At 58.4% G+C, this 20979-nt stretch carries 14 protein-coding genes; 9 read left to right on the top strand and 5 right to left on the bottom strand.

Annotated features, from left to right (window positions below):
• Positions 1-290: 290 nt before the first annotated feature.
• From aat to trxB, 4 genes are all read right to left on the bottom strand, one after another.
• Positions 291-995, bottom strand: coding sequence for a leucyl/phenylalanyl-tRNA--protein transferase (gene aat / locus CW267_RS03515; RefSeq protein WP_047666244.1), 705 nt, complete (start codon positions 993-995; stop codon positions 291-293).
• A 39-nt stretch (positions 996-1034) separates the two neighbouring features.
• Positions 1035-2756: a heme ABC transporter ATP-binding protein/permease CydC gene (gene cydC, locus CW267_RS03510; RefSeq protein ID WP_100781284.1), complete on the bottom strand. Its 1722-nt coding sequence runs from the start codon at positions 2754-2756 to the stop codon at positions 1035-1037.
• Positions 2757-4523, bottom strand: a complete 1767-nt coding sequence (gene cydD, locus CW267_RS03505) for a heme ABC transporter permease/ATP-binding protein CydD (RefSeq protein ID WP_022065907.1) — start codon at positions 4521-4523, stop codon at positions 2757-2759. It abuts the gene before it with no gap.
• Positions 4524-4637: 114 nt separating this feature from the next.
• Positions 4638-5606 carry a thioredoxin-disulfide reductase gene (gene trxB / locus CW267_RS03500; RefSeq protein WP_012542328.1) on the bottom strand — a complete coding sequence of 323 codons (969 nt, stop codon included), beginning with the start codon at positions 5604-5606 and terminating at the stop codon, positions 4638-4640.
• Positions 5607-6138: 532 nt separating this feature from the next.
• Here trxB and lrp point away from each other — a divergent pair.
• The 9 genes from lrp to CW267_RS03450 all read left to right on the top strand — a co-directional run bounded on the left by lrp (position 6139) and on the right by CW267_RS03450 (position 19985).
• On the top strand, positions 6139-6633 hold the full coding sequence (gene lrp, locus CW267_RS03495; RefSeq protein ID WP_000228469.1) for a leucine-responsive transcriptional regulator Lrp: 495 nt from the start codon (positions 6139-6141) through the stop codon (positions 6631-6633).
• A 135-nt stretch (positions 6634-6768) separates the two neighbouring features.
• Complete coding sequence (gene ftsK / locus CW267_RS03490; protein WP_101148612.1) at positions 6769-10959, top strand: DNA translocase FtsK; 4191 nt, start codon at positions 6769-6771, stop codon at positions 10957-10959.
• Between the two features lie 122 nt (positions 10960-11081).
• Complete coding sequence (gene lolA, locus CW267_RS03485; protein WP_004201368.1) at positions 11082-11693, top strand: outer membrane lipoprotein chaperone LolA; 612 nt, start codon at positions 11082-11084, stop codon at positions 11691-11693.
• 8 nt (positions 11694-11701) lie between these two features.
• A complete protein-coding gene (gene rarA / locus CW267_RS03480) occupies positions 11702-13045 on the top strand; it encodes a replication-associated recombination protein RarA (protein WP_012542326.1) in 1344 nt (447 codons plus the stop codon).
• Between the two features lie 91 nt (positions 13046-13136).
• Complete coding sequence (gene serS, locus CW267_RS03475) at positions 13137-14429, top strand: serine--tRNA ligase (RefSeq protein WP_008805848.1); 1293 nt, start codon at positions 13137-13139, stop codon at positions 14427-14429.
• A 200-nt stretch (positions 14430-14629) separates the two neighbouring features.
• On the top strand, positions 14630-17068 hold the full coding sequence (gene dmsA / locus CW267_RS03470) for a dimethylsulfoxide reductase subunit A (RefSeq protein ID WP_049009696.1): 2439 nt from the start codon (positions 14630-14632) through the stop codon (positions 17066-17068).
• Between the two features lie 10 nt (positions 17069-17078).
• Positions 17079-17696 (top strand): DMSO/selenate family reductase complex B subunit, encoded by a 618-nt coding sequence (locus CW267_RS03465; protein WP_004201375.1) that lies wholly within the window; start codon positions 17079-17081, stop codon positions 17694-17696.
• Position 17697: 1 nt separating this feature from the next.
• Positions 17698-18561 carry a dimethyl sulfoxide reductase anchor subunit family protein gene (locus CW267_RS03460; RefSeq protein ID WP_012968620.1) on the top strand — a complete coding sequence of 288 codons (864 nt, stop codon included), beginning with the start codon at positions 17698-17700 and terminating at the stop codon, positions 18559-18561.
• Positions 18562-18836: 275 nt separating this feature from the next.
• Positions 18837-19985 carry an MFS transporter gene (locus CW267_RS03450; protein WP_008805851.1) on the top strand — a complete coding sequence of 383 codons (1149 nt, stop codon included), beginning with the start codon at positions 18837-18839 and terminating at the stop codon, positions 19983-19985.
• Positions 19986-20150: 165 nt separating this feature from the next.
• On the opposite strand, the gene pflA is transcribed toward CW267_RS03450, so the two are convergent.
• The gene (gene pflA, locus CW267_RS03445; RefSeq protein WP_002898145.1) at positions 20151-20891 is read right to left on the bottom strand and encodes a pyruvate formate lyase 1-activating protein; all 741 of its coding nucleotides are present in this window, start codon (positions 20889-20891) and stop codon (positions 20151-20153) included.
• Positions 20892-20979: the final 88 nt, after the last annotated feature.

Genomic DNA, 20979 nt, shown 5'->3' with positions numbered 1-20979 from the left:
CATGTAAGTAAAGTTTTACGTATCTACCCTGAATCATTCGCCTTGCCGCAAGGTGCGCAGTCAGCACACCGGCAACGGATATATGACGGGTATGAATCGCCGAAGTAGTTTTGGCGCATTGCCCGGAACACACACGGCTATGCCGCGTGACAGGCGCAAACGTAAAGGGGAGTGACAGAACGATGGGCGTTATCTGACTCTTATTATTCCCAAACGGCGGCGGGGCAACAGGCAGAAGCTACTCTACCGCGCAATTATACCATCCTGACGCAAAATGTGCTGAAAACATTTTATTGCGCGCCCGGAAATAGCACCCGCGGCACCCAAAATAGCTCGGGCAGGCGGTAGCCGCGTAATACTGACAGGTAGTCAAGATAATCGCGGCGGGGAATATCCACCGCGCCTAATGAGGCGGTATGGTTGTTCAGTACCTGGCAGTCGATTAATTTACCACCACTCTGCGTAAAAGCCTGACAGAATACCAGCAGCGCGGTTTTGGAGGCATTTTCAGCCCGGCTGAACATCGATTCGCCGCAAAACAGCGCCCCCTGCGCCACGCCGTACATTCCACCTACCAGCGTATTCTCTTGCCAGACTTCAATGGAATGGGCATGGCCCAGCTCATGGAGTTGGTGATAGGCGCGAACGATACTGCTGGTTATCCAGGTGCCTTCGTCACGATCGCTGGCGCAGCCTTCAATGACCTCACCAAAGGCATGATTCAGCGTGACGCGATAAGGCGAACTCTGATGAAAACGCTTCATGCTGCGGCTGAGATGAAACTGTTCCGGCCAGAGCACCGCCCGGGGATCGGGCGACCACCAGAGGATCGGGTCGCCAGGAGAAAACCATGGAAAAATACCGCGCTGATAGGCCATCAGCAGACGTGCCGGGCTCAGATCGCCGCCGAGCGCCAGCAGGCCGTTAGGTTCACGCAGGGCGCCTTCCGGGGAAGGGAAGGCGATAGAATGCCGGGAGAGCTGAACCAGACGCATTTTAACCTCAATACGCATCAGCAAAAATTAGATAATAGCCTACAGACGCTGTTTAAACTGGAAGTACCGGCCCTGTTTAGCGAGCAGATCCGCGTGACTACCTTGCTCAATTATCTGGCCGTTGTCCATGACTATTATCTGATTAAAACGCGCCAGGCCCCGCAGGCGGTGAGTCACCACCAGCACGGTTTTCTCGCGCATCACTTCCGCCAGAAGATGCAGGATCTGGCTTTCGGTGGCCGCATCCAGGCCTTCTGTCGGCTCATCGAGCAGCATCAGCGGCGCATCGTGGAGCAGTGCGCGGGCAATCGCCAGCCGGCGCAGTTCGCCGCCGGATAGCTGGCGCCCGCCTTCCCCCAGCCAGCTGTTCAGTCCGCCATCTTCCAGCAGTTTTTCCAGCCCCACTTTCTCGAGGATCGCGCAGAGCGCGGTATCGTCAGCGTCTGGCGCCGCCAGCAGCAGGTTGTCGCGCAGCGTAGCGCTGAACAGGTGCACGCGCTGCGGCACCACGCTCATCGTCTGGCGCAGGGTGGCTTCGCTGAGCTGGGACAGCGGCTGGTCGTTGAGCAAAATCTCTCCCTGCGTTGGATCCCAGGCCCGGGTGAGGAGTTGCAACAGCGTCGACTTTCCGCAGCCGGTCCGGCCAAGAATGGCGATATGCTCTCCGGCGGCAATCTGCAGGGAGATATTCTCCAGGGCGGGGGAGGGCTGGTGCGGATAGCGGAAGGTAACCTGCCTGAAGGTTAAGGCCACCTGCGCAGGCACGCTGGCTTCACCCTCGACGAAAGTGACCTCCGGCTGCTGGTCGGTGATCTGCGAAATCCGTCGTGCGGAGGCGATCACCTGACCTAAATGCTGGAAAGCGCCAGTGACTGGCGCCAGGGCTTCGAAGGCCGCCAGGGCGCAGAAAACAAACAGCGCGATCAGCGCCCCTGGCTGGCTGTTACCCCCGATGCCGGCGGACGCCAGCCAGAGCATGGCCACCACGGCGATGCCGCCGATTAACAGCATTACTGCCTGCGAAAGCGCGGTCAGCTCGGCCTGACGGCGCTGTGCGTCCTGCCAGCTGAGCTCGGTCTTTTCCATTTGCGCGCGGTAGCGGTCGCTGGCGTTAAACACCATCAGCTCTGCCTGGCCCTGCAGCCAGGCAGTGAGCTGTTGGCGATACTGGCCGCGCAACTGCGTCATACTTTCGCCGGCTGGTTTACCTGCGCGATAGAACAGCGGCGGCATAACCAGCAGGGTGACCAGCATGATGCCGCCGAGCGTCAGCGCAAGGGTAACGTCGAGCAGGCTTAATCCGCAGGTGACCACTACAATCACCACCAGCGCGCCGACCAGCGGTGAAATCACCCGCAGGTAGAGATGATCCAGGGTATCGACATCGGCCACCACCCGGTTGAGCAGTTCACCCTGGCGAAAGCGCGCCAGCCCCGCGGGAGAGAGGGGGAGTAGTTTGCTGAAGGTGAAGACGCGCAGGTGCTGCAGCACGCGGAAGGTCGCGTCATGACTGACCAGACGCTCGAAGTAGCGCCCGGCGGTACGGATAATCGCCGCGCCGCGGACGCCCGCGGCAGGCAGCATATAGTTAAAACTGTAGATCCCGGCGACACCCACCACCGCTGAGGCGGAGAGGAACCAGCCGGAGAGCGTCAGCAGGCCGATGCTGGCCAGCAGAGTCACGATGGCCAGCACGACGCCGAGCAGCAGCATCCATTTATGGCGTTTATAGAGCGCCAGATAGGGTAAAAGTGCGCGCATTTAAATCTCCTCCTGACGATGGGCCAGCAGCGCCGAGAAGACCCCACCGGCACGGGCCAGCGTGGCGTAGTCGCCTTGTTCGATAATCTGTCCGTCCTGCATGACCCAGACGGCATCCCAGTCAGCCAGTCCCTCGAGCTGGTGGGTGACCAGCAGCGTGGTTTGCTCGGTGGAGGCATGGGTCAGGGCCTGCATCACCCGCTGTTCGCTATGGGCGTCGAGGCTGGCGGCGGGTTCATCCAGCAACAGCAGGCGGCAGGGCACCAACAGCGCGCGAGCAACCGCGATACGCTGCGCCTGACCTACCGACAGACGACCCGCCTGATCGCCCACGGCGGTATGGATCCCGTCCGGCAACAGGGCGATAAACTCACTGACCCAGGCCTTGTCCAGCGCCAGTCGAAGCTGGGCATCGCTGGCTTCGGGCCATGCCAGCAGCACATTTTCCCGCAGCGTGGCGGCAGGTAGTTGAGGATTCTGTCCCACCCAGCTTAACAGGCGGCGCCAGCGATCGGCATCCAGTTCGCGCAGCTCTGCGCCGTTCACCTTCAGCGAGCCCTCGTAGGGCAAAAAGCCGAGCAGTGTGTTCAGCAGCGAACTTTTCCCGGAGCCGCTCTGACCCACCAGCACAACGCGTGCGCCAGCAGGCAGTGAAAAGTTAAGCGGCCCGGCCAGGACTTTACCTTCCGGAGATTTGATCACCAGATCGCGCGCTTCCACGCCAATCAGATCGTTATCATTTAAGGTTTTTTCGCCGCGCTCCAGCTGGGTCAATGGGGTTTCCATAAACGTTTTCAGGCTGTCTGCGGCGCCCACGGCCTGGGCTTTGGCATGGTAGAAAGTGCCCAGGTCACGTAACGGCTGGAAAAATTCCGGCGCGAGGATCAGCGTCAGGAAGCCTGCCATCAGCGTGACGCCCGCGCCATAGTGGCCGAAGTTCAGCTCGCCAAGGTAAGAGAAGCCAAAATAGACCGCCACCAGCGCAATGGAGAGGGAGGTGAAAAACTCCAGCACCCCGGAGGAGAGGAAGGCCAGACGCAGGACTTCCATGGTGCGTTGGCGAAAATCCTGCGAGGCGTCGCGAATATTATCGATTTCTGCCTGACCGCGGTGAAAAATACGCAGGGTTTCCATGCCGCGCAGGCGATCGAGGAAATGGCCGCTCAGGCGGGCCAGCGCCTGGAAGTTACGCCGGTTGGCATCGGCGGCACCCATCCCGACCAGCGCCATGAAAAGCGGGATCAGCGGGGCGGTGCCGAGGAGGATCAATGCGGCGGCCCAGTTAATCGGGAAAATAGTGATAACGATCAGCAGCGGCACGCAGGCCGCCAGCGTCATCTGGGGCAGGTAGCGCGCATAATAATCGTGCATATCATCGATCTGCTCAAGGATAAGCGTTGCCCAACTGCCGGCCGGTTTGCCCTGGATCCAGGCGGGGCCCGCCTGCTGGAGGCGGTCGAGAACCTGACGGCGAATTTCATAGCGGATATGCTGCCCGGCCTGAAAACCAACCCGCTCACGCAGCCAGACCACCCAGGCGCGCAGCACAAAGACCAGTACCAGCAGCGTCAGCGGCAGCAGCAGGGCGGTTGCCGGAATATTTTCCATCACCATCCGGTGCAGGATCCGCGCCAGGAACCAGGCCTGCGCGACGATCAGCAGACCGCTTGCCACGCCAAGCAGGCGGGAAATCATCAACCAGCGACGGGAGATAATACTTTGCTGTTTTAACCAGCGGGTTAACTCTTGTTGACGGGTTTTATTCATTGCGCGCTTTGCAGGTATCGTTATGGGAATATTGGGCACGGCAATGTTACATCGCGGCAAAAATAAAGGCGACTTTTCGTCGCCTTCTTTACCTTTGTTACTGACTTGTAAAGATTATTTGCAAGCGTCGGCCAAACCGTCCAGGTAACGCTCGGCGTCCAGCGCCGCCATGCAGCCGGTGCCAGCGGAGGTGATCGCCTGACGATAGATATGGTCCATGACATCGCCAGCGGCAAATACGCCCGGGATACTGGTTTGCGTGGCGTTGCCGTGGATCCCGGACTGCACTTTGATATAGCCGTTTTCCAGTTCCAGCTGACCTTCAAAGATGGCGGTGTTCGGGCTGTGGCCAATGGCAACGAACAAGCCTGCCACTTCCAGAGACTCGACGTTGTCGCTGTTTTTGGTATCGCGCAGGCGCAGGCCGCTGACGCCCATCTGGTCGCCGGTCACCTCTTCGAGGGTGCGGTCGGTATGCAGCACGATGTTGCCGCTCGCCACTTTATCCATCAGACGTTTGATGAGGATTTTTTCCGCGCGGAAGGCGTCGCGGCGGTGGATCAGATGCACCTCAGAGGCAATATTGGACAGATACAGAGCCTCTTCAACCGCGGTGTTACCGCCGCCGATCACCGCCACTTTCTGATTGCGATAGAAGAATCCGTCACAGGTGGCGCAAGCTGAAACGCCACGGCCTTTAAACGCCTCTTCCGATGGCAGACCGAGGTAGCGCGCCGATGCGCCGGTGGCAATGATCAGCGCATCACAGGTGTACTCACCGCTATCGCCTGTCAGACGGAACGGACGGTTTTGCAGATCGACGCGGCTAATGTGGTCGAAAATAATTTCCGTTTCAAATTTCGCGGCATGTTCGTGCATGCGCTCCATCAGCAGCGGGCCGGTGAGATCGTTAGGATCGCCCGGCCAGTTTTCCACTTCCGTCGTGGTGGTCAGCTGACCGCCTTTTTCCATCCCGGTGATCAGCACCGGCTGCAGGTTGGCGCGTGCGGCATAGACCGCCGCGGTGTATCCCGCAGGTCCAGAACCAAGGATAAGCAGTTTACTGTGTTTGGCTGTGCCCATGAGATCCCCATAATAATTGGCATACATTGGGCAGAGATTGTAGGGAATTTGTTGTCGTAAAAAAAGAGCGCAGCGATTTTGTTAACGATGTGTGCAATAGAAGCGACCGATGAATTGGTGATTTTACCGGCAAAGAATATAACTATTTCTACTGTCAGCGGGACAATTATAAGACGAAAAAATGAGAATCAACCAGGGGGGATGATGAATATCTGGCATCTTGTACTAAAAATCGATGTTTTGCTTTGACAATCCCCTGTGCTTTTGCGAAAACATTCATGGAAGAAGAAAAGCAGTATTTAGCGTGCGGCGAATTTTCATGCACGCAAATGCCATTTTTATCCGGGTTAACGAAATCTACGCATGGTGTGGACAGACGCCATGCGTGATGTCGGTGACTGCCGTCAGGCAACGGGCTTCTCACGTACCCCTGGGTTACCCATTGTCGTACGGGTAATAACAGGATGGGCTCTGGCAGTGAAGGCACAGAGCCGGAACAGGAGTAGGGAAGGAATACAGAGAGACAATAATAATGGTAGATAGCAAGAAGCGCCCTGGCAAAGATCTCGACCGCATTGATCGTAACATCCTGAATGAATTGCAAAAAGATGGGCGAATTTCTAACGTCGAGCTTTCTAAACGGGTGGGACTTTCTCCGACGCCTTGCCTTGAGCGCGTGCGTCGTCTTGAAAGACAGGGTTTTATTCAGGGCTATACGGCGCTGCTCAACCCGCATTATCTGGATGCATCACTTCTGGTATTTGTTGAGATTACTCTGAATCGTGGCGCACCGGATGTGTTTGAGCAATTTAACGCCGCAGTGCAAAAACTTGAAGAAATTCAAGAGTGTCATCTGGTTTCCGGTGATTTCGACTACCTGTTGAAAACCCGCGTACCGGATATGTCAGCGTATCGTAAATTACTGGGCGAGACCTTGCTGCGCCTGCCGGGCGTAAACGACACCCGTACCTACGTGGTGATGGAAGAAGTCAAGCAAAGTAATCGTCTGGTTATTAAGACGCGCTAACACGGAACAGGTGCAAAATCGACGTAGTTTGATTACACTCCTGTTAATCCATACAGCAACAGTGCCGGGGAGACCCGGCGCTGTTGTCCGTTTTAGCAGCAGGCAGGAAACAGCCTGATACCTGGAGAGCCTTTCTTGAGCCAGGAATACACCGAAGACAAAGAAGTCAAACTAACCAAACTCAGCAGCGGGCGCCGACTCCTTGAGGCGATGCTCATCCTTTGCTCCCTCTTCGCCATCTGGCTGATGGCGGCACTACTGAGCTTTAACCCCTCGGATCCAAGCTGGTCGCAGACGGCGTGGCATGAGCCTATTCATAATTTAGGCGGCGCCCCTGGAGCCTGGCTTGCCGATACCCTCTTTTTCATTTTTGGCGTCATGGCCTACACCATCCCGGTCATCATTATTGGCGGATGCTGGTTTGCCTGGCGGCATCAGGAAAACGACGAATACATTGATTATTTCGCCGTTTCCCTGCGCCTCATTGGCGCGTTAGCCCTGATCCTGACCTCCTGTGGTCTGGCAGCCATTAACGCCGATGATATCTGGTACTTTGCCTCGGGCGGAGTGATCGGCAGCCTGCTGAGCACCACGCTGCAACCGCTGCTGCACAGCAGCGGCGGCACCATCGCCCTGTTATGCATCTGGGCGGCCGGCCTGACGCTGTTCACCGGTTGGTCGTGGGTCAGCATTGCGGAAAAATTGGGCGGCGGGATCCTGTCGGTACTCACCTTTGCCAGCAACCGTACCCGTCGCGATGATACCTGGGTCGATGAAGGCGAATACGAAGACGACGATGAAGAGTACGACGACGAAGAGGCGGCAACCCCTCAGGAGTCGCGTCGTGCCCGTATTTTACGCAGCGCGCTGGCGCGACGTAAGCGTCTGGCCGAGAAGTTTACCAACCCCATGGGGCGTAAAACCGACGCGGCGCTTTTCTCCGGCAAACGGATGGATGACGGTGAAGAGGCGGTGCAATACAGCGCCAGCGGTGCGCCTGTCGCCGCCGACGATGTCCTGTTTTCCGGCGCCAGCGCGGCACGTCCCACAGAGGATGATGTGCTGTTCTCCGGCGCCAGCGCCGCGCGCCCTGGCGATTTCGACCCTTACGATCCGTTGCTGAATGGTCATAGTATCGCTGAGCCCGTGGGTGCAGCAGCGGCGGCCACTGCCGCGCCACAGGCGTGGGCTGAATCCGCGGCTGGCCATCAGGGCGCTGCGCCTGCTTATCAGCCGGAAGCGGGTTACCCGCCGCAGGCGTACCAGCCAGAGCCGGCGCCGTATCAGCAGCCGGCTTATGCTTCGCATGCTGCTCAGCCTGCGCCGCAGGCGTATCAGCCAGAGCCGGCGCCGTATCAGCAGCCGACTTACGATCCGTATGCCGCTCAGCCGGCGCCGCAGGCGTACCAGCCAGAGTCGGCGCCGTATCAGCAGCCGGCTTATGCTCCGCATGCCGGTCAGCCGGCGCCGCAGGCGTATCAGCCAGAGCCGGCGCCGTATCAGCAGCCGACTTACGATCCGTATGCCGCTCAGCCTGCGCCGCAAGCGTATCAGCCAGAGCCGGCGCCGTATCAGCAGCCGACTTACGATCCGTATGCCGCTCAGCCTGCGCCGCAAGGGTATCAGCCAGAGCCGGCGCCATATCAGCAGCCGACTTACGATCCGTATGCCGCTCAGCCTGCGCCGCAAGCGTATCAGCCAGAGCCGGCGCCGTATCAGCAGCCGACTTACGATCCGCATGCCGCTCAGCCTGCGCCGCAGGCGTATCAGCCGCAAAGCGCGCCAGTGCCGTTACCGGAGCCAGAACCAGAGGTTGCGCCGGAAGAGGTGAAACGTCCACCGCTCTATTACTTCGAAGAAGTCGAAGAGAAGCGGGCACGTGAACGCGAGCTGCTGGCCTCCTGGTATCAGCCAATTCCGGAGCCGGAAAGTCCGATTGCCACTAAACCGCTGACGCCGCCAGCCTCCTCGTCCAAACCGCCAGTGGAGACAACCGTGGTCTCTGCGGTCGCGGCAGGGGTGCATCAGGCAACGGCCGCCAGCGGCGGCGCGGCGGCAACCTCGGCGACAGCCGCATCCGCTGCGGCTGCGCCATTGTTCAGCCCGGCATCCAGCGGACCGCGGGTCCAGGTGAAAGAAGGTATTGGTCCAAAACTACCGCGACCAAACCGCGTTCGTGTCCCGACGCGTCGGGAGCTGGCCTCTTACGGCATCAAGCTACCGTCGCAACGGGAGGCGGAACAGCGTGCGCGGCAGGCGGAGCGCGACCCCCATTATGACGATGAGCTGCTCTCGGATGAGGAAGCGGATGCTATGGAGCAGGATGAACTGGCTCGCCAGTTCGCCGCCACCCAGCAGCAGCGCTATCGCCATCGCTGGGAAGACGATAACGCGACTGATGACGATGACGCCGACACTGCGGCGGAAGCGGAGCTGGCGCGCCAGTTTGCCGCCACCCAGCAGCAGCGCTACGCCGCTGAGCAGCCGCCGGGCGCTAATCCGTTCTCGCCGGCGGATTATGAATTCTCGCCGATGAAAACGCTGGTCAATGAGGGGCCGAGCGAGCCGCTGTTTACGCCGACGCCGGAAGTCCAGCCGCAACAACCGGCCCTGCACTATCAACAACCGGCCGCCGCTCCGCAGCAGGGTTATCAACCTGCGCAGCACCAGCCGGTACACCCTCAGCCAGTGCCGCCGCAGCCTTACCAGACTGCACCGCAGCCCGTGCAGCAGCAACAGCCGGTTGCCCCGCAGGGGCATCAGCCTGCCGCGCCAGCGCCGCAGGAGAGCCTGATCCACCCGCTGCTGATGCGTAATGGCGATAGCCGTCCGCTGCAAAGACCGACCACGCCGTTGCCGTCGCTGGATCTGCTCACGCCGCCGCCCAGTGAAGTCGAGCCGGTGGATACCTTTGCTCTCGAGCAGATGGCGCGACTGGTGGAAGCGCGACTCGCCGATTTCCGCATTAAAGCGGATGTGGTGAACTACTCGCCGGGGCCGGTGATCACCCGCTTCGAACTGAATCTGGCGCCTGGCGTTAAAGCGGCGCGAATCTCTAACCTGTCACGCGATCTGGCGCGTTCGCTGTCGACGGTTGCCGTGCGCGTGGTGGAAGTGATCCCGGGTAAACCGTATGTCGGTCTTGAGCTGCCGAATAAAAAGCGTCAGACCGTCTATCTGCGTGAAGTGCTCGACAACGCCAAGTTCCGCGATAACCCATCGCCGCTGACCGTGGTGCTGGGTAAAGATATCGCTGGCGACCCGGTGGTAGCCGACCTGGCGAAAATGCCGCACCTGCTGGTTGCCGGTACTACCGGTTCCGGTAAGTCAGTCGGTGTGAACGCCATGATCCTCAGCATGCTCTACAAAGCGCAGCCGGAAGATGTGCGTTTCATCATGATCGACCCGAAAATGCTCGAGCTGTCGGTCTACGAAGGTATTCCGCATCTGCTGACGGAAGTGGTCACCGACATGAAAGACGCCGCCAATGCGCTGCGCTGGAGCGTCAACGAGATGGAGCGCCGCTACAAGCTGATGTCAGCGCTGGGCGTGCGTAACCTGGCGGGCTATAACGAGAAGATCGCTGAGGCCGCGCGCATGGGGCGTCCGATTCCGGATCCGTACTGGAAGCCGGGCGACAGCATGGATGCCGTACATCCGGTGCTGGAAAAACTGCCGTATATCGTGGTGCTGGTGGACGAGTTCGCCGACCTGATGATGACCGTCGGCAAGAAGGTGGAAGAGCTGATTGCCCGTCTGGCGCAAAAAGCGCGTGCGGCGGGGATCCACCTGGTGCTGGCGACGCAGCGTCCGTCGGTAGATGTTATTACCGGCCTGATTAAGGCCAACATTCCGACGCGCATCGCCTTTACCGTGTCGAGTAAAATTGACTCGCGTACCATTCTCGATCAGGGCGGCGCGGAATCGCTGCTGGGTATGGGGGATATGCTTTACTCCGGACCGAACTCTACCACGCCGGTGCGCGTCCACGGGGCATTTGTACGCGACCAGGAAGTCCACGCTGTGGTTCAGGACTGGAAAGCCCGCGGCCGTCCGCAGTACGTCGATGGTATTACCTCCGACAGCGAAAGCGAAGGCGGCGGCGGTGGTTTCGACGGTGGTGAAGAGCTGGACCCGCTGTTCGATCAAGCGGTCAGTTTTGTGACTGAGAAGCGCAAAGCGTCGATTTCCGGGGTCCAGCGTCAGTTCCGCATTGGCTATAACCGTGCAGCACGCATTATCGAACAGATGGAAGCGCAGGGGATCGTCAGCGAACAGGGCCATAACGGTAACCGCGAAGTGCTGGCGCCGCCGCCCTTTGAATGAGTGCAAAGTTGGGTAAATAAGCGCAAAATCAGCCAATTCTTCTGTTCCGCCGCCGTCGGCGGTCCTACATTAGGGACAGAAGAGGCTCCCGCGTCGGGAGTGACGCACATTAAGGAATAACAATGAAAAAACTCGCAATCACCTGTGCATTACTGTCTGGTATGGTCGTCAGCCAGGTCTGGGCAGATGCGGCCAGTGACTTAAAAAGCCGTCTTGATAAAGTGAGCAGTTTCCATGCCAGCTTCACGCAGAAAGTCACCGACGGCAGCGGTAACGCCGTCCAGGACGGACAGGGCGACCTGTGGGTAAAACGTCCGAACCTGTTTAACTGGCATATGACCCAGCCAGATGAAAGCGTTCTTGTCTCGGATGGCAAAACGCTGTGGTTCTACAACCCGTTCGTTGAGCAGGCTACGGCGACCTGGCTGAAAGATGCTACCAGCAACACGCCGTTTATGCTGATTGCCCGCAACCAGTCCAGTGACTGGCAGCAGTACAATATCAAACAAAACGGCGATGATTTTGTGCTGACGCCGAAAAGCGGCAGCGGTAACCTGAAGCAGTTCACGATCAACGTCGGTCGGGACGGCACCATCCATCAGTTCAGCGCCGTCGAGCAGGATGACCAGCGCAGCAGCTATCAGCTGAAGTCGCAGCAGAACGGCGCCGTCGACGCATCTAAGTTCACCTTTACGCCGCCGAAAGGGGTGACGGTGGACGATCAACGTAAGTAGAGGCGAAAGTGAGCAATCTGTCGCTCGATTTTTCCGACAACGCGTTTCAACCTCTGGCCGCTCGCATGCGGCCAGAAAATTTAGCGCAGTATATTGGCCAGCAGCATCTGCTGGCGCCGGGTAAACCCCTGCCGCGGGCGATTGAAGCCGGGCATCTGCATTCAATGATCCTCTGGGGGCCGCCGGGCACCGGCAAGACCACCCTCGCGGAAGTGATTGCCCGCTACGCCAGCGCCGATGTCGAACGGATCTCGGCGGTGACCTCAGGGGTGAAAGAGATTCGCGAGGCTATTGAGCGCGCGAGGCAAAATCGCAACGCCGGCCGGCGGACCATCCTGTTTGTTGACGAAGTGCATCGCTTTAATAAAAGCCAGCAGGATGCCTTTCTGCCCCATATTGAAGACGGCACCATCACTTTTATTGGCGCGACCACCGAAAACCCCTCCTTTGAGCTTAATTCAGCGCTGCTCTCCCGCGCCCGCGTCTACTTACTGAAATCGCTGACCACCGACGATATCGAGCGGGTGCTTGACCAGGCGATGAACGATAAGTCCCGCGGCTACGGCGGGCAGGATATTATTCTGCCGGAAGAGACCCGCAAGGCCATCGCCGAACTGGTGAACGGCGACGCGAGGCGGGCGCTGAATACCCTGGAAATGATGGCTGATATGGCCGAGAGCGATGACTCGGGCAAGCGGGTGCTGAAGGCGGAACTGCTGACCGAGATCGCTGGCGAGCGCAGCGCGCGCTTTGATAACAAAGGCGACCGGTTCTACGATTTGATTTCTGCTCTGCATAAGTCGGTGCGCGGTAGCGCGCCGGATGCGGCACTTTACTGGTATGCGCGGATCATCACCGCCGGCGGCGATCCGCTGTACGTTGCCCGCCGCTGTCTGGCGATAGCCTCGGAAGATGTCGGCAACGCCGACCCACGGGCGATGCAGGTCGCCATTTCGGCGTGGGATTGCTTTACCCGCGTCGGGCCGGCGGAAGGCGAACGGGCGATTGCCCAGGCCATTGTCTATCTGGCCTGCGCGCCGAAAAGTAACGCCGTCTACACCGCCTTTAAAGCGGCGCTGTCCGACGCGCGGGATCGTCCTGACTACGACGTTCCGGTGCATCTGCGCAATGCGCCGACGAAGCTGATGAAAGAGATGGGTTACGGACAGGAGTATCGTTACGCTCATGACGAACCCAACGCCTACGCCGCCGGCGAGCAGTACTTCCCGCAGGAAATGGCGCAAACGCGCTATTATCACCCGACAAACCGGGGGCTTGAGGGCAAAATTGGCGAAAAGCTCGCCTGGCTCGCTGAACAGGATCAAAATAGCCCGATAAAACGCTACCGCTAATTGAGGCGTTGCGGTAAGGTTATTACTCTATTTCCGTGGTCGTAGTCTGCGGCCACTTTTCTTTATTTAATTCGATAAGCACAGGATAAGCATGCTCGATCCCAATCTGCTGCGTACCGAGCCAGACGCAGTCGCAGAAAAACTGGCACGCCGGGGCTTTAAGCTGGATGTAGATAAACTTCGCGCGCTTGAAGAGCGTCGTAAAGTTCTGCAGGTGCAAACGGAAAACCTGCAGGCGGAGCGTAACTCCCGATCGAAATCCATTGGCCAGGCGAAAGCGCGCGGGGAAGACATCGAGCCATTACGCCTGGAAGTGAACAAACTCGGCGAACAGTTGGATGCTGCAAAGTCCGAGCTGGAAACGCTGCTGGCGGAAATTCGCGATATCGCGCTGGCGATCCCGAATATTCCTCATGATGATGTGCCGGTTGGCCGTGACGAAAACGACAACGTTGAAGTCAGCCGCTGGGGCACGCCGCGCCAGTTCGATTTTGAAGTGCGCGATCACGTGACGCTGGGGGAAATGCACGGGGGGCTGGATTTTGCCGCCGCCGTTAAGCTGACTGGTTCGCGTTTTGTGGTGATGAAAGGCCAGCTGGCCCGTCTGCACCGCGCCCTGGCGCAGTTCATGCTGGATCTGCACACCGAACAGCATGGCTATAGCGAAAACTATGTCCCGTACCTGGTGAACCAGGACACGCTGTATGGCACCGGCCAGTTGCCGAAATTCGCTGGCGACCTGTTCCATACTCGTCCGCTGGAAGAAGAAGCCGACAGCAGCAACTACGCGCTGATCCCGACGGCGGAAGTGCCGCTGACCAACCTGGTACGCGATGAAATCATCGACGAAGACGACCTGCCGATCAAAATGACCGCCCATACGCCGTGCTTCCGCTCTGAAGCCGGTTCCTATGGTCGCGACACCCGCGGTCTGATCCGCATGCACCAGTTCGACAAAGTTGAAATGGTGCAGATCGTGCGTCCGGAAGACTCCATGGCCGCGCTGGAAGAGATGACCGGTCACGCCGAGAAAGTGCTGCAGCTGCTGGGTCTGCCGTACCGTAAGGTCGCGCTGTGCACCGGCGATATGGGCTTCAGCGCCTGCAAAACCTACGACCTGGAAGTGTGGGTTCCGGCGCAGAACACCTACCGTGAAATCTCTTCCTGCTCTAACGTCTGGGATTTCCAGGCGCGTCGTATGCAGGCCCGCTGCCGCAGCAAGTCCGACAAGAAGACTCGCCTCGTTCATACTCTGAATGGTTCTGGTCTGGCGGTAGGTCGTACCCTGGTGGCGCTGATGGAAAACTATCAGCAGGCCGATGGCCGTATTGAGATCCCGGAAATTCTGCGCCCGTATATGCGTGGCCTCGAATATATCGGGTAATTTTTTCTTCCTCTCTTTTAAAAGCGCCTGCGGGCGCTTTTTTTACGCCCTTATTGATACCGGGCAATAATCCATTCTACGAATGCAGTGATACTCCCTTTGGATTAAATCAGCATAAAAAACCAATAATATTTCAAAGCAATATATATATGACTATATAGCGCTTGTCAGTTTATTGTGAGCAACCAAAGCGAGTATCCATGAAAATTAAAGCCCCCGATGCTTTACTGGCTGCTGAGGTAAGCCGCCGTGGTCTGATGAAAACCACGGCAATAGGCGGCCTGGCGCTGGCCAGCAACGCACTAACATTACCCTTTACCCGACTGGCGCATGCCGCCGATACGCCGGCACCCGCCAACGAGAAGGTGGTCTGGAGTGCCTGTACCGTCAACTGCGGCAGCCGCTGCCCGCTGCGCATGCACGTGGTGGACGGCGCGATTAAATATGTCGAAACCGATAATACCGGTGACGATAACTATGACGGTTTGCACCAGGTCCGCGCCTGCCTGCGCGGGCGTTCGATGCGCCGCCGCGTCTATAACCCGGATCGCCTGAAGTACCCGATGAAGCGCGTTGGCAAACGCGGGGAAGGGAAATTCGAGCAAATCAGCTGGGAAGAGGCGTTCGATACTATCGCCAGCAATATGCAGCGGCTGATTAAAGAATACGGCAACGAATCCATCTATCTGAACTACGGCACCGGTACGCTCGGCGGCACGCTGACTCGTTCCTGGCCGCCAGGAAAAACGCTGATTGCCCGTCTGATGAACTGCTGCGGCGGTTATCTGAACCACTATGGCGATTACTCTTCGGCGCAGATTGCCGAGGGCCTCAATTATACCTACGGCGGCTGGGCCGACGGCAATAGCCCATCGGATATTGAAAACAGCCAGCTGGTGGTGCTGTTCGGCAATAATCCCGGCGAAACGCGGATGAGCGGCGGCGGGGTGACGTACTACCTTGAGCAGGCGCGGCAGAAATCCAATGCCCGGATGATCATTATCGATCCGCGCTATACCGACACCGGCGCCGGGCGTGAAGATGAATGGATCCCGATTCGCCCCGGCACCGATGCGGCGCTGGTATCGGGTCTGGCGTGGGTGATGATCACCGAGAATCTGGTCGATCAGCCGTTCCTCGATAAATACTGCGTGGGATACGACGAGAAAACGCTGCCCGCCGGTGCGCCAGCCAATGGTCACTACAAAGCTTACATTCTTGGCCAGGGCACGGACGGTATCGCCAAAACGCCGGAGTGGGCCTCGACGATTACCGGTATTCCGCGCGAACGCATTGTTAAACTGGCGCGCGAAATTGCCACCGCCAAACCGGCCTATATCAGCCAGGGTTGGGGGCCGCAGCGTCACGCCAACGGCGAAATCGCCACCCGGGCTATCTCGATGCTCGCTATCCTGACGGGTAACGTCGGGATCAACGGCGGCAACAGCGGCGCGCGCGAGGGCTCTTACAGCCTGCCCTTTGAGCGCATGCCGACGCTGGAGAATCCGGTTCAGACCAGTATCTCGATGTTTATGTGGACCGACGCTATCGAGCGTGGTCCGGAAATGACCGCCCTGCGCGACGGCGTTCGTGGCAAAGATAAGCTCGACGTGCCGATCAAAATGATCTGGAACTATGCGGGCAATTGCCTGATTAACCAGCATTCTGAGATCAACCGTACCCATGAGATCCTGCAGGACGACAAGAAGTGCGAGATGATCGTAGTCATCGACTGCCATATGACCTCGTCCGCGAAATACGCCGATATTCTGCTGCCGGACTGCACCGCCTCCGAGCAGATGGATTTCGCGCTGGATGCCTCCTGCGGCAACATGTCCTACGTCATCTTTGCCGATCAGGCCATCAAGCCGCGTTTCGAATGCAAAACCATCTATGAGATGACCACCGAGCTGGCAAAACGCCTCGGTGTGGAGCAGCAGTTTACCGAAGGCCGTACCCAGGAAGGCTGGATGCGCCATCTGTATGAACAGTCGCAGAAAGCGATTCCTGACCTACCAGATTTCGACACCTTCCGCCAGCAGGGCATTTATAAGCAGCGCGATCCGCAAGGACACCATGTGGCCTACAAAGCCTTCCGCGAGGATCCGCAGGCCAATCCGCTGACCACGCCGTCGGGCAAGATCGAAATCTACTCGCAGGCGCTGGCGAAAATCGCGGCTACCTGGGAACTCCCGGAAGGGGATGTTATCGATCCACTGCCGATCTACACCCCGGGCTTCGAAAACTACAACGATCCATTGACGGCGAAATACCCGCTACAGCTGACCGGCTTCCACTATAAATCGCGCGTTCACTCAACTTACGGCAACGTCGATGTACTGAAGGCCGCCTGTCGGCAGGAGATGTGGATTAACCCGATCGACGCGAAGCAACGCGGCATTGCCAACGGCGATCGCATTCGCATCTTCAACGACCGCGGAGAAGTGCATATTGAAGCGAAGGTGACGCCGCGCATGATGCCGGGCGTTGTCGCGCTGGGGGAAGGGGCCTGGTATAACCCGGACGCTTCACGGGTGGATCAGGCGGGCAGCATTAACGTGCTGACCACCCAGCGTCCGTCGCCGCTGGCGAAGGGGAACCCGTCGCATACCAACCTCGTCCAGGTTGAGAAGCTGTAAGGAGTAACCGATGACAACTCAGTATGGATTTTTTATTGATTCCGCCCGTTGCACCGGTTGCAAGACCTGCGAACTGGCCTGTAAGGATTACAAGAACCTGACCCCGGAGGTCAGCTTCCGCCGCATCTATGAGTATGCCGGTGGCGACTGGCAGGAGGATAACGGTGTCTGGAATCAGAACGTTTTTGCTTATTACCTCTCCATCGCCTGTAACCACTGCGAAGATCCGGCCTGCACCAAGGTCTGTCCGAGCGGGGCAATGCACAAGCGTGAAGATGGTTTTGTCGTGGTCAACGAAGAGGTGTGCATTGGCTGCCGTTACTGCCATATGGCCTGCCCGTACGGCGCCCCGCAGTACAACGCCGACAAGGGCCACATGACCAAGTGCGACGGTTGCCATGAGCGCGTCGCCGAGGGGAAAAAGCCAATCTGCGTCGAGTCCTGCCCGCTGCGGGCGCTTGATTTCGGGCCGATTGCCGAGCTGCGCGCTAAGCATGGCCAGCTGGCCGCGGTAGCCCCGCTGCCGTCGGCGCACTTTACCAGGCCGAGTATCGTTATTAAACCTAACGCCAATGCCCGGCCGTGTGGCGATACCACCGGTTACCTGGCAAATCCGAAGGAGGTGTGAGATGGGAAACGGATGGCATGAATGGCCGCTGATGATCTTTACTGTCTTCGGCCAGTGCGTCGCGGGCGGGTTTATCGTCATGGCCCTGGCGCTGATGACGGGCAATCTTTCTCGCGAGCAGGAGCAGCGCGTGGTTGGGAGTATGTTTGGCCTGTGGGTATTGATGGGGATCGGGTTTATCGCCTCGACAATGCACCTCGGTTCGCCGCTACGGGCCTTTAACTCGCTGAATCGCGTGGGAGCCTCGTCGCTGAGTAATGAGATAGCCAGCGGGGCGATCTTCTTCGCCGTCGGCGGGATTGGCTGGCTACTGGCCGTGTGTAAAAAACTGCCTGCCGGCCTGCGTAGCCTGTGGCTGATAGTCACCATGGTGCTGGGCGTGATCTTCGTCTGGATGATGGTGAGGGTATACAACACCATCGACACGGTGCCGACCTGGTACACCGTCTGGACGCCGCTGAGCTTCTTCCTGACGCTGTTTATCGGCGGTCCGCTGCTGGGCTACCTGCTGCTGCGCGTGGCAGGCGTTGACGGCTGGGCGCTGCGCTTGCTGCCGGTGGTCACTTTGTTGGCGCTGCTGGCGAGTATTGTCGTGGTCCTGATGCAGGGGAGTGAACTCGCTACTATTCACAGTTCAATCCAGCAGGCCTCCGCTCTGGTGCCGGATTACGGGTTGCTTATGGCCTGGCGTATGGTGCTGCTGGCGCTGGCCCTGGCCTGCTGGTGCGTGCCGCAGATCCGCGGCCGCAAGCCGGCGGTCTCGCTGCTTAGCCTGGCGTTTGTTCTGGTGCTGGCGGGAGAGATGATTGGCCGCGGCGTATTCTATGGTCTGCATATGACCGTGGGGATGGCTATCGCCAGTTAATCGGCGTCATCATGCCGGCGGTCATACGCCGGCATGATGAAAACGTGCTGTCGATAGATGAAATTTTTCAACTGAAATCAACGTCGACATTTATTAATAAATTAAGAAAAACAACAGTGTATTATCTGTTGCCTCACCTTTACCCATTCTGTGGATAAAAAACTTCTATCGTAGCCTGCAAAACCGCATCACGCCTGATTTCAGGTGGATTGACAATGTTTTTAGCGGTGGCATGATGCGCTCGCGATCTGAACATTCCTCACGGTTTTTTACCCATGACCATCTACACCCGGCCAGTGCAAATGCTGCTCTGTGGCCTGCTTTTATTGACCCTGGCGATAGCGGTGCTGAATACGCTCGTCCCGCTCTGGCTCGCCCATGAAAATATGCCAACCTGGCAGGTCGGCATGGTGGGGTCATCCTATTTTACCGGCAACCTGGCCGGTACGTTGCTGGCTGGTTGGGTGATTAAGCGCCTTGGGTTTAACCGCAGCTATTATCTCGCGTCGTTAATTTTCGCCGTCGGCTGCGTAGGGCTGGGGATCACCGTTGGCTTCTGGACGTGGCTGAGCTGGCGGTTTATCGCCGGCGTAGGCTGCGCGATGATTTGGGTGGTGGTGGAAAGCGCGCTGGTCTGCAGCGGGACTTCCCGCAGCCGCGGCCGTCTGCTGGCGGCGTACATGATGGTCTATTATGTCGGTACCGTACTGGGCCAGCTGATGGTCAGTAAGTTACCTACCGATTTAATGAGCGTCCTGCCGTGGGTGACTGGCCTGGCGCTGGCGGCGATCCTGCCGCTGCTGTTTACCCGTATTATGGGACAGGCTGAAGAGCCGCACGAAACAGTTCGTATCTGGCCGATGCTGAAGCTGCGCCAGGCGCGCCACGGGGTCAATGGCTGTATTATCTCGGGGATTGTCCTCGGTTCGCTGTATGGCCTGATGCCGCTGTGGCTGAACCATCAGGGTGTGAGCGACGCCGGCATAGGCTTCTGGATGGCGGTGATGGTGAGCGCGGGGATCCTCGGCCAGTGGCCGGTAGGGCGCCTGGCTGACCGCTATGGCCGTCTGCTGGTGCTGCGGGTGCAGGTCTTTGTGGTCATTCTGGGCTGTATGGCGATGCTGAGTCAGGCGGCAATGGCCCCGGCGCTGTTTGTGCTTGGGGCATCCGGTTTCACGCTGTATCCGGTGGCGATGGCCTGGGCCTGCGAAAAAGTCGAACATCACCAACTGGTGGCGATGAATCAGGCGCTGCTGATGAGTTATACCATCGGCAGTCTGCTGGGCCCGACCCTGACAGCAATGCTGATGCAGAATTTCTCAGACAATCTGCTGTTTATCATGATCGCCAGCGTGTCGTTTATCTATCTGCTGACCCTGCTGCGTAAAGCCGGGCATCATCCGACGCCGGTGGCGCACGCATAACCATTCTGACGTGCAGCGAAGGCTGCACGTCATCTGTTTCTATCGCATGTTTTCCACTGCAGAGAGACGGCATTGCGCTTTTCATGAGGATCAACGGCGGGGCTGGAATGATTTCCAGTGTCGCTTCGGGCCGGCGTAAGCGCACCACCGACCCTGATGAGGCTCTTAGTACATCACCTTGTGACCATACTGCTCAAGAATGCCTTTCACCCGCTCCATGGTCTCTTTTTTCGGCGGATGAACGCCGTCCAGCTTGTACTCTTCGCCCATCGCTACCCATTTGTGTTTGCCCAGCTCATGGTAGGGCAGCAGTTCAATTTTCTCGACGTTGCCCATATCGCGGGTAAATTCGCCCAGGCGGTGCGCGGAGTCATCATCGTCTGACCAGCCCGGAACCACGACGTAGCGGATCCAGACATTGATATTCTTTTTCGCCAGATACTGGGCAAACTCGAGGGTGCGGTGGTTGGAAACGCCGACCAGGTTCTGGTGGATCTCATCGTTCATCTGCTTAAGATCCAGCATGACCAGGTCAGTCACCTCCAGCAGTTCGTCGATAACCGGATCGTAGCGACGGACAAAGCCGTTGGTATCGAGACAGGTATGAATACCTTCCTTTTTACAGGCGCGGAACCAGTCGCGAACAAACTCCGCCTGCAGGATCGCTTCGCCGCCTGATGCCGTGACGCCGCCGCCGGAGGCATTCATAAAGTGACGATAGGTCACTACCTCTTTCATTAACTCTTCAACGGTGATTTCTTTGCCGCCGTGGGTATCCCAGGTGTCACGGTTATGGCAGTACAGGCAGCGCATCAGGCAGCCCTGGAAAAAGGTAATAAAGCGGATGCCCGGGCCATCAACGGTGCCACAGGATTCAAAGGAGTGAATGCGACCAATAACTGACATTGCGGTGTTTTCTCCAGATGTGGCCCATCCGGGGCCGTGTTGGTGCACAGCTCAGCGGCTGCGTCGAGTCTGTTTTGACAGGTACCCA

This window comes from Klebsiella sp. X1-16S-Nf21, assembly GCF_002837615.1.
GTDB classification, from domain to species: domain Bacteria; phylum Pseudomonadota; class Gammaproteobacteria; order Enterobacterales; family Enterobacteriaceae; genus Klebsiella; species Klebsiella variicola.
This window is presented reverse-complemented; position numbering and strand designations above follow the sequence as displayed.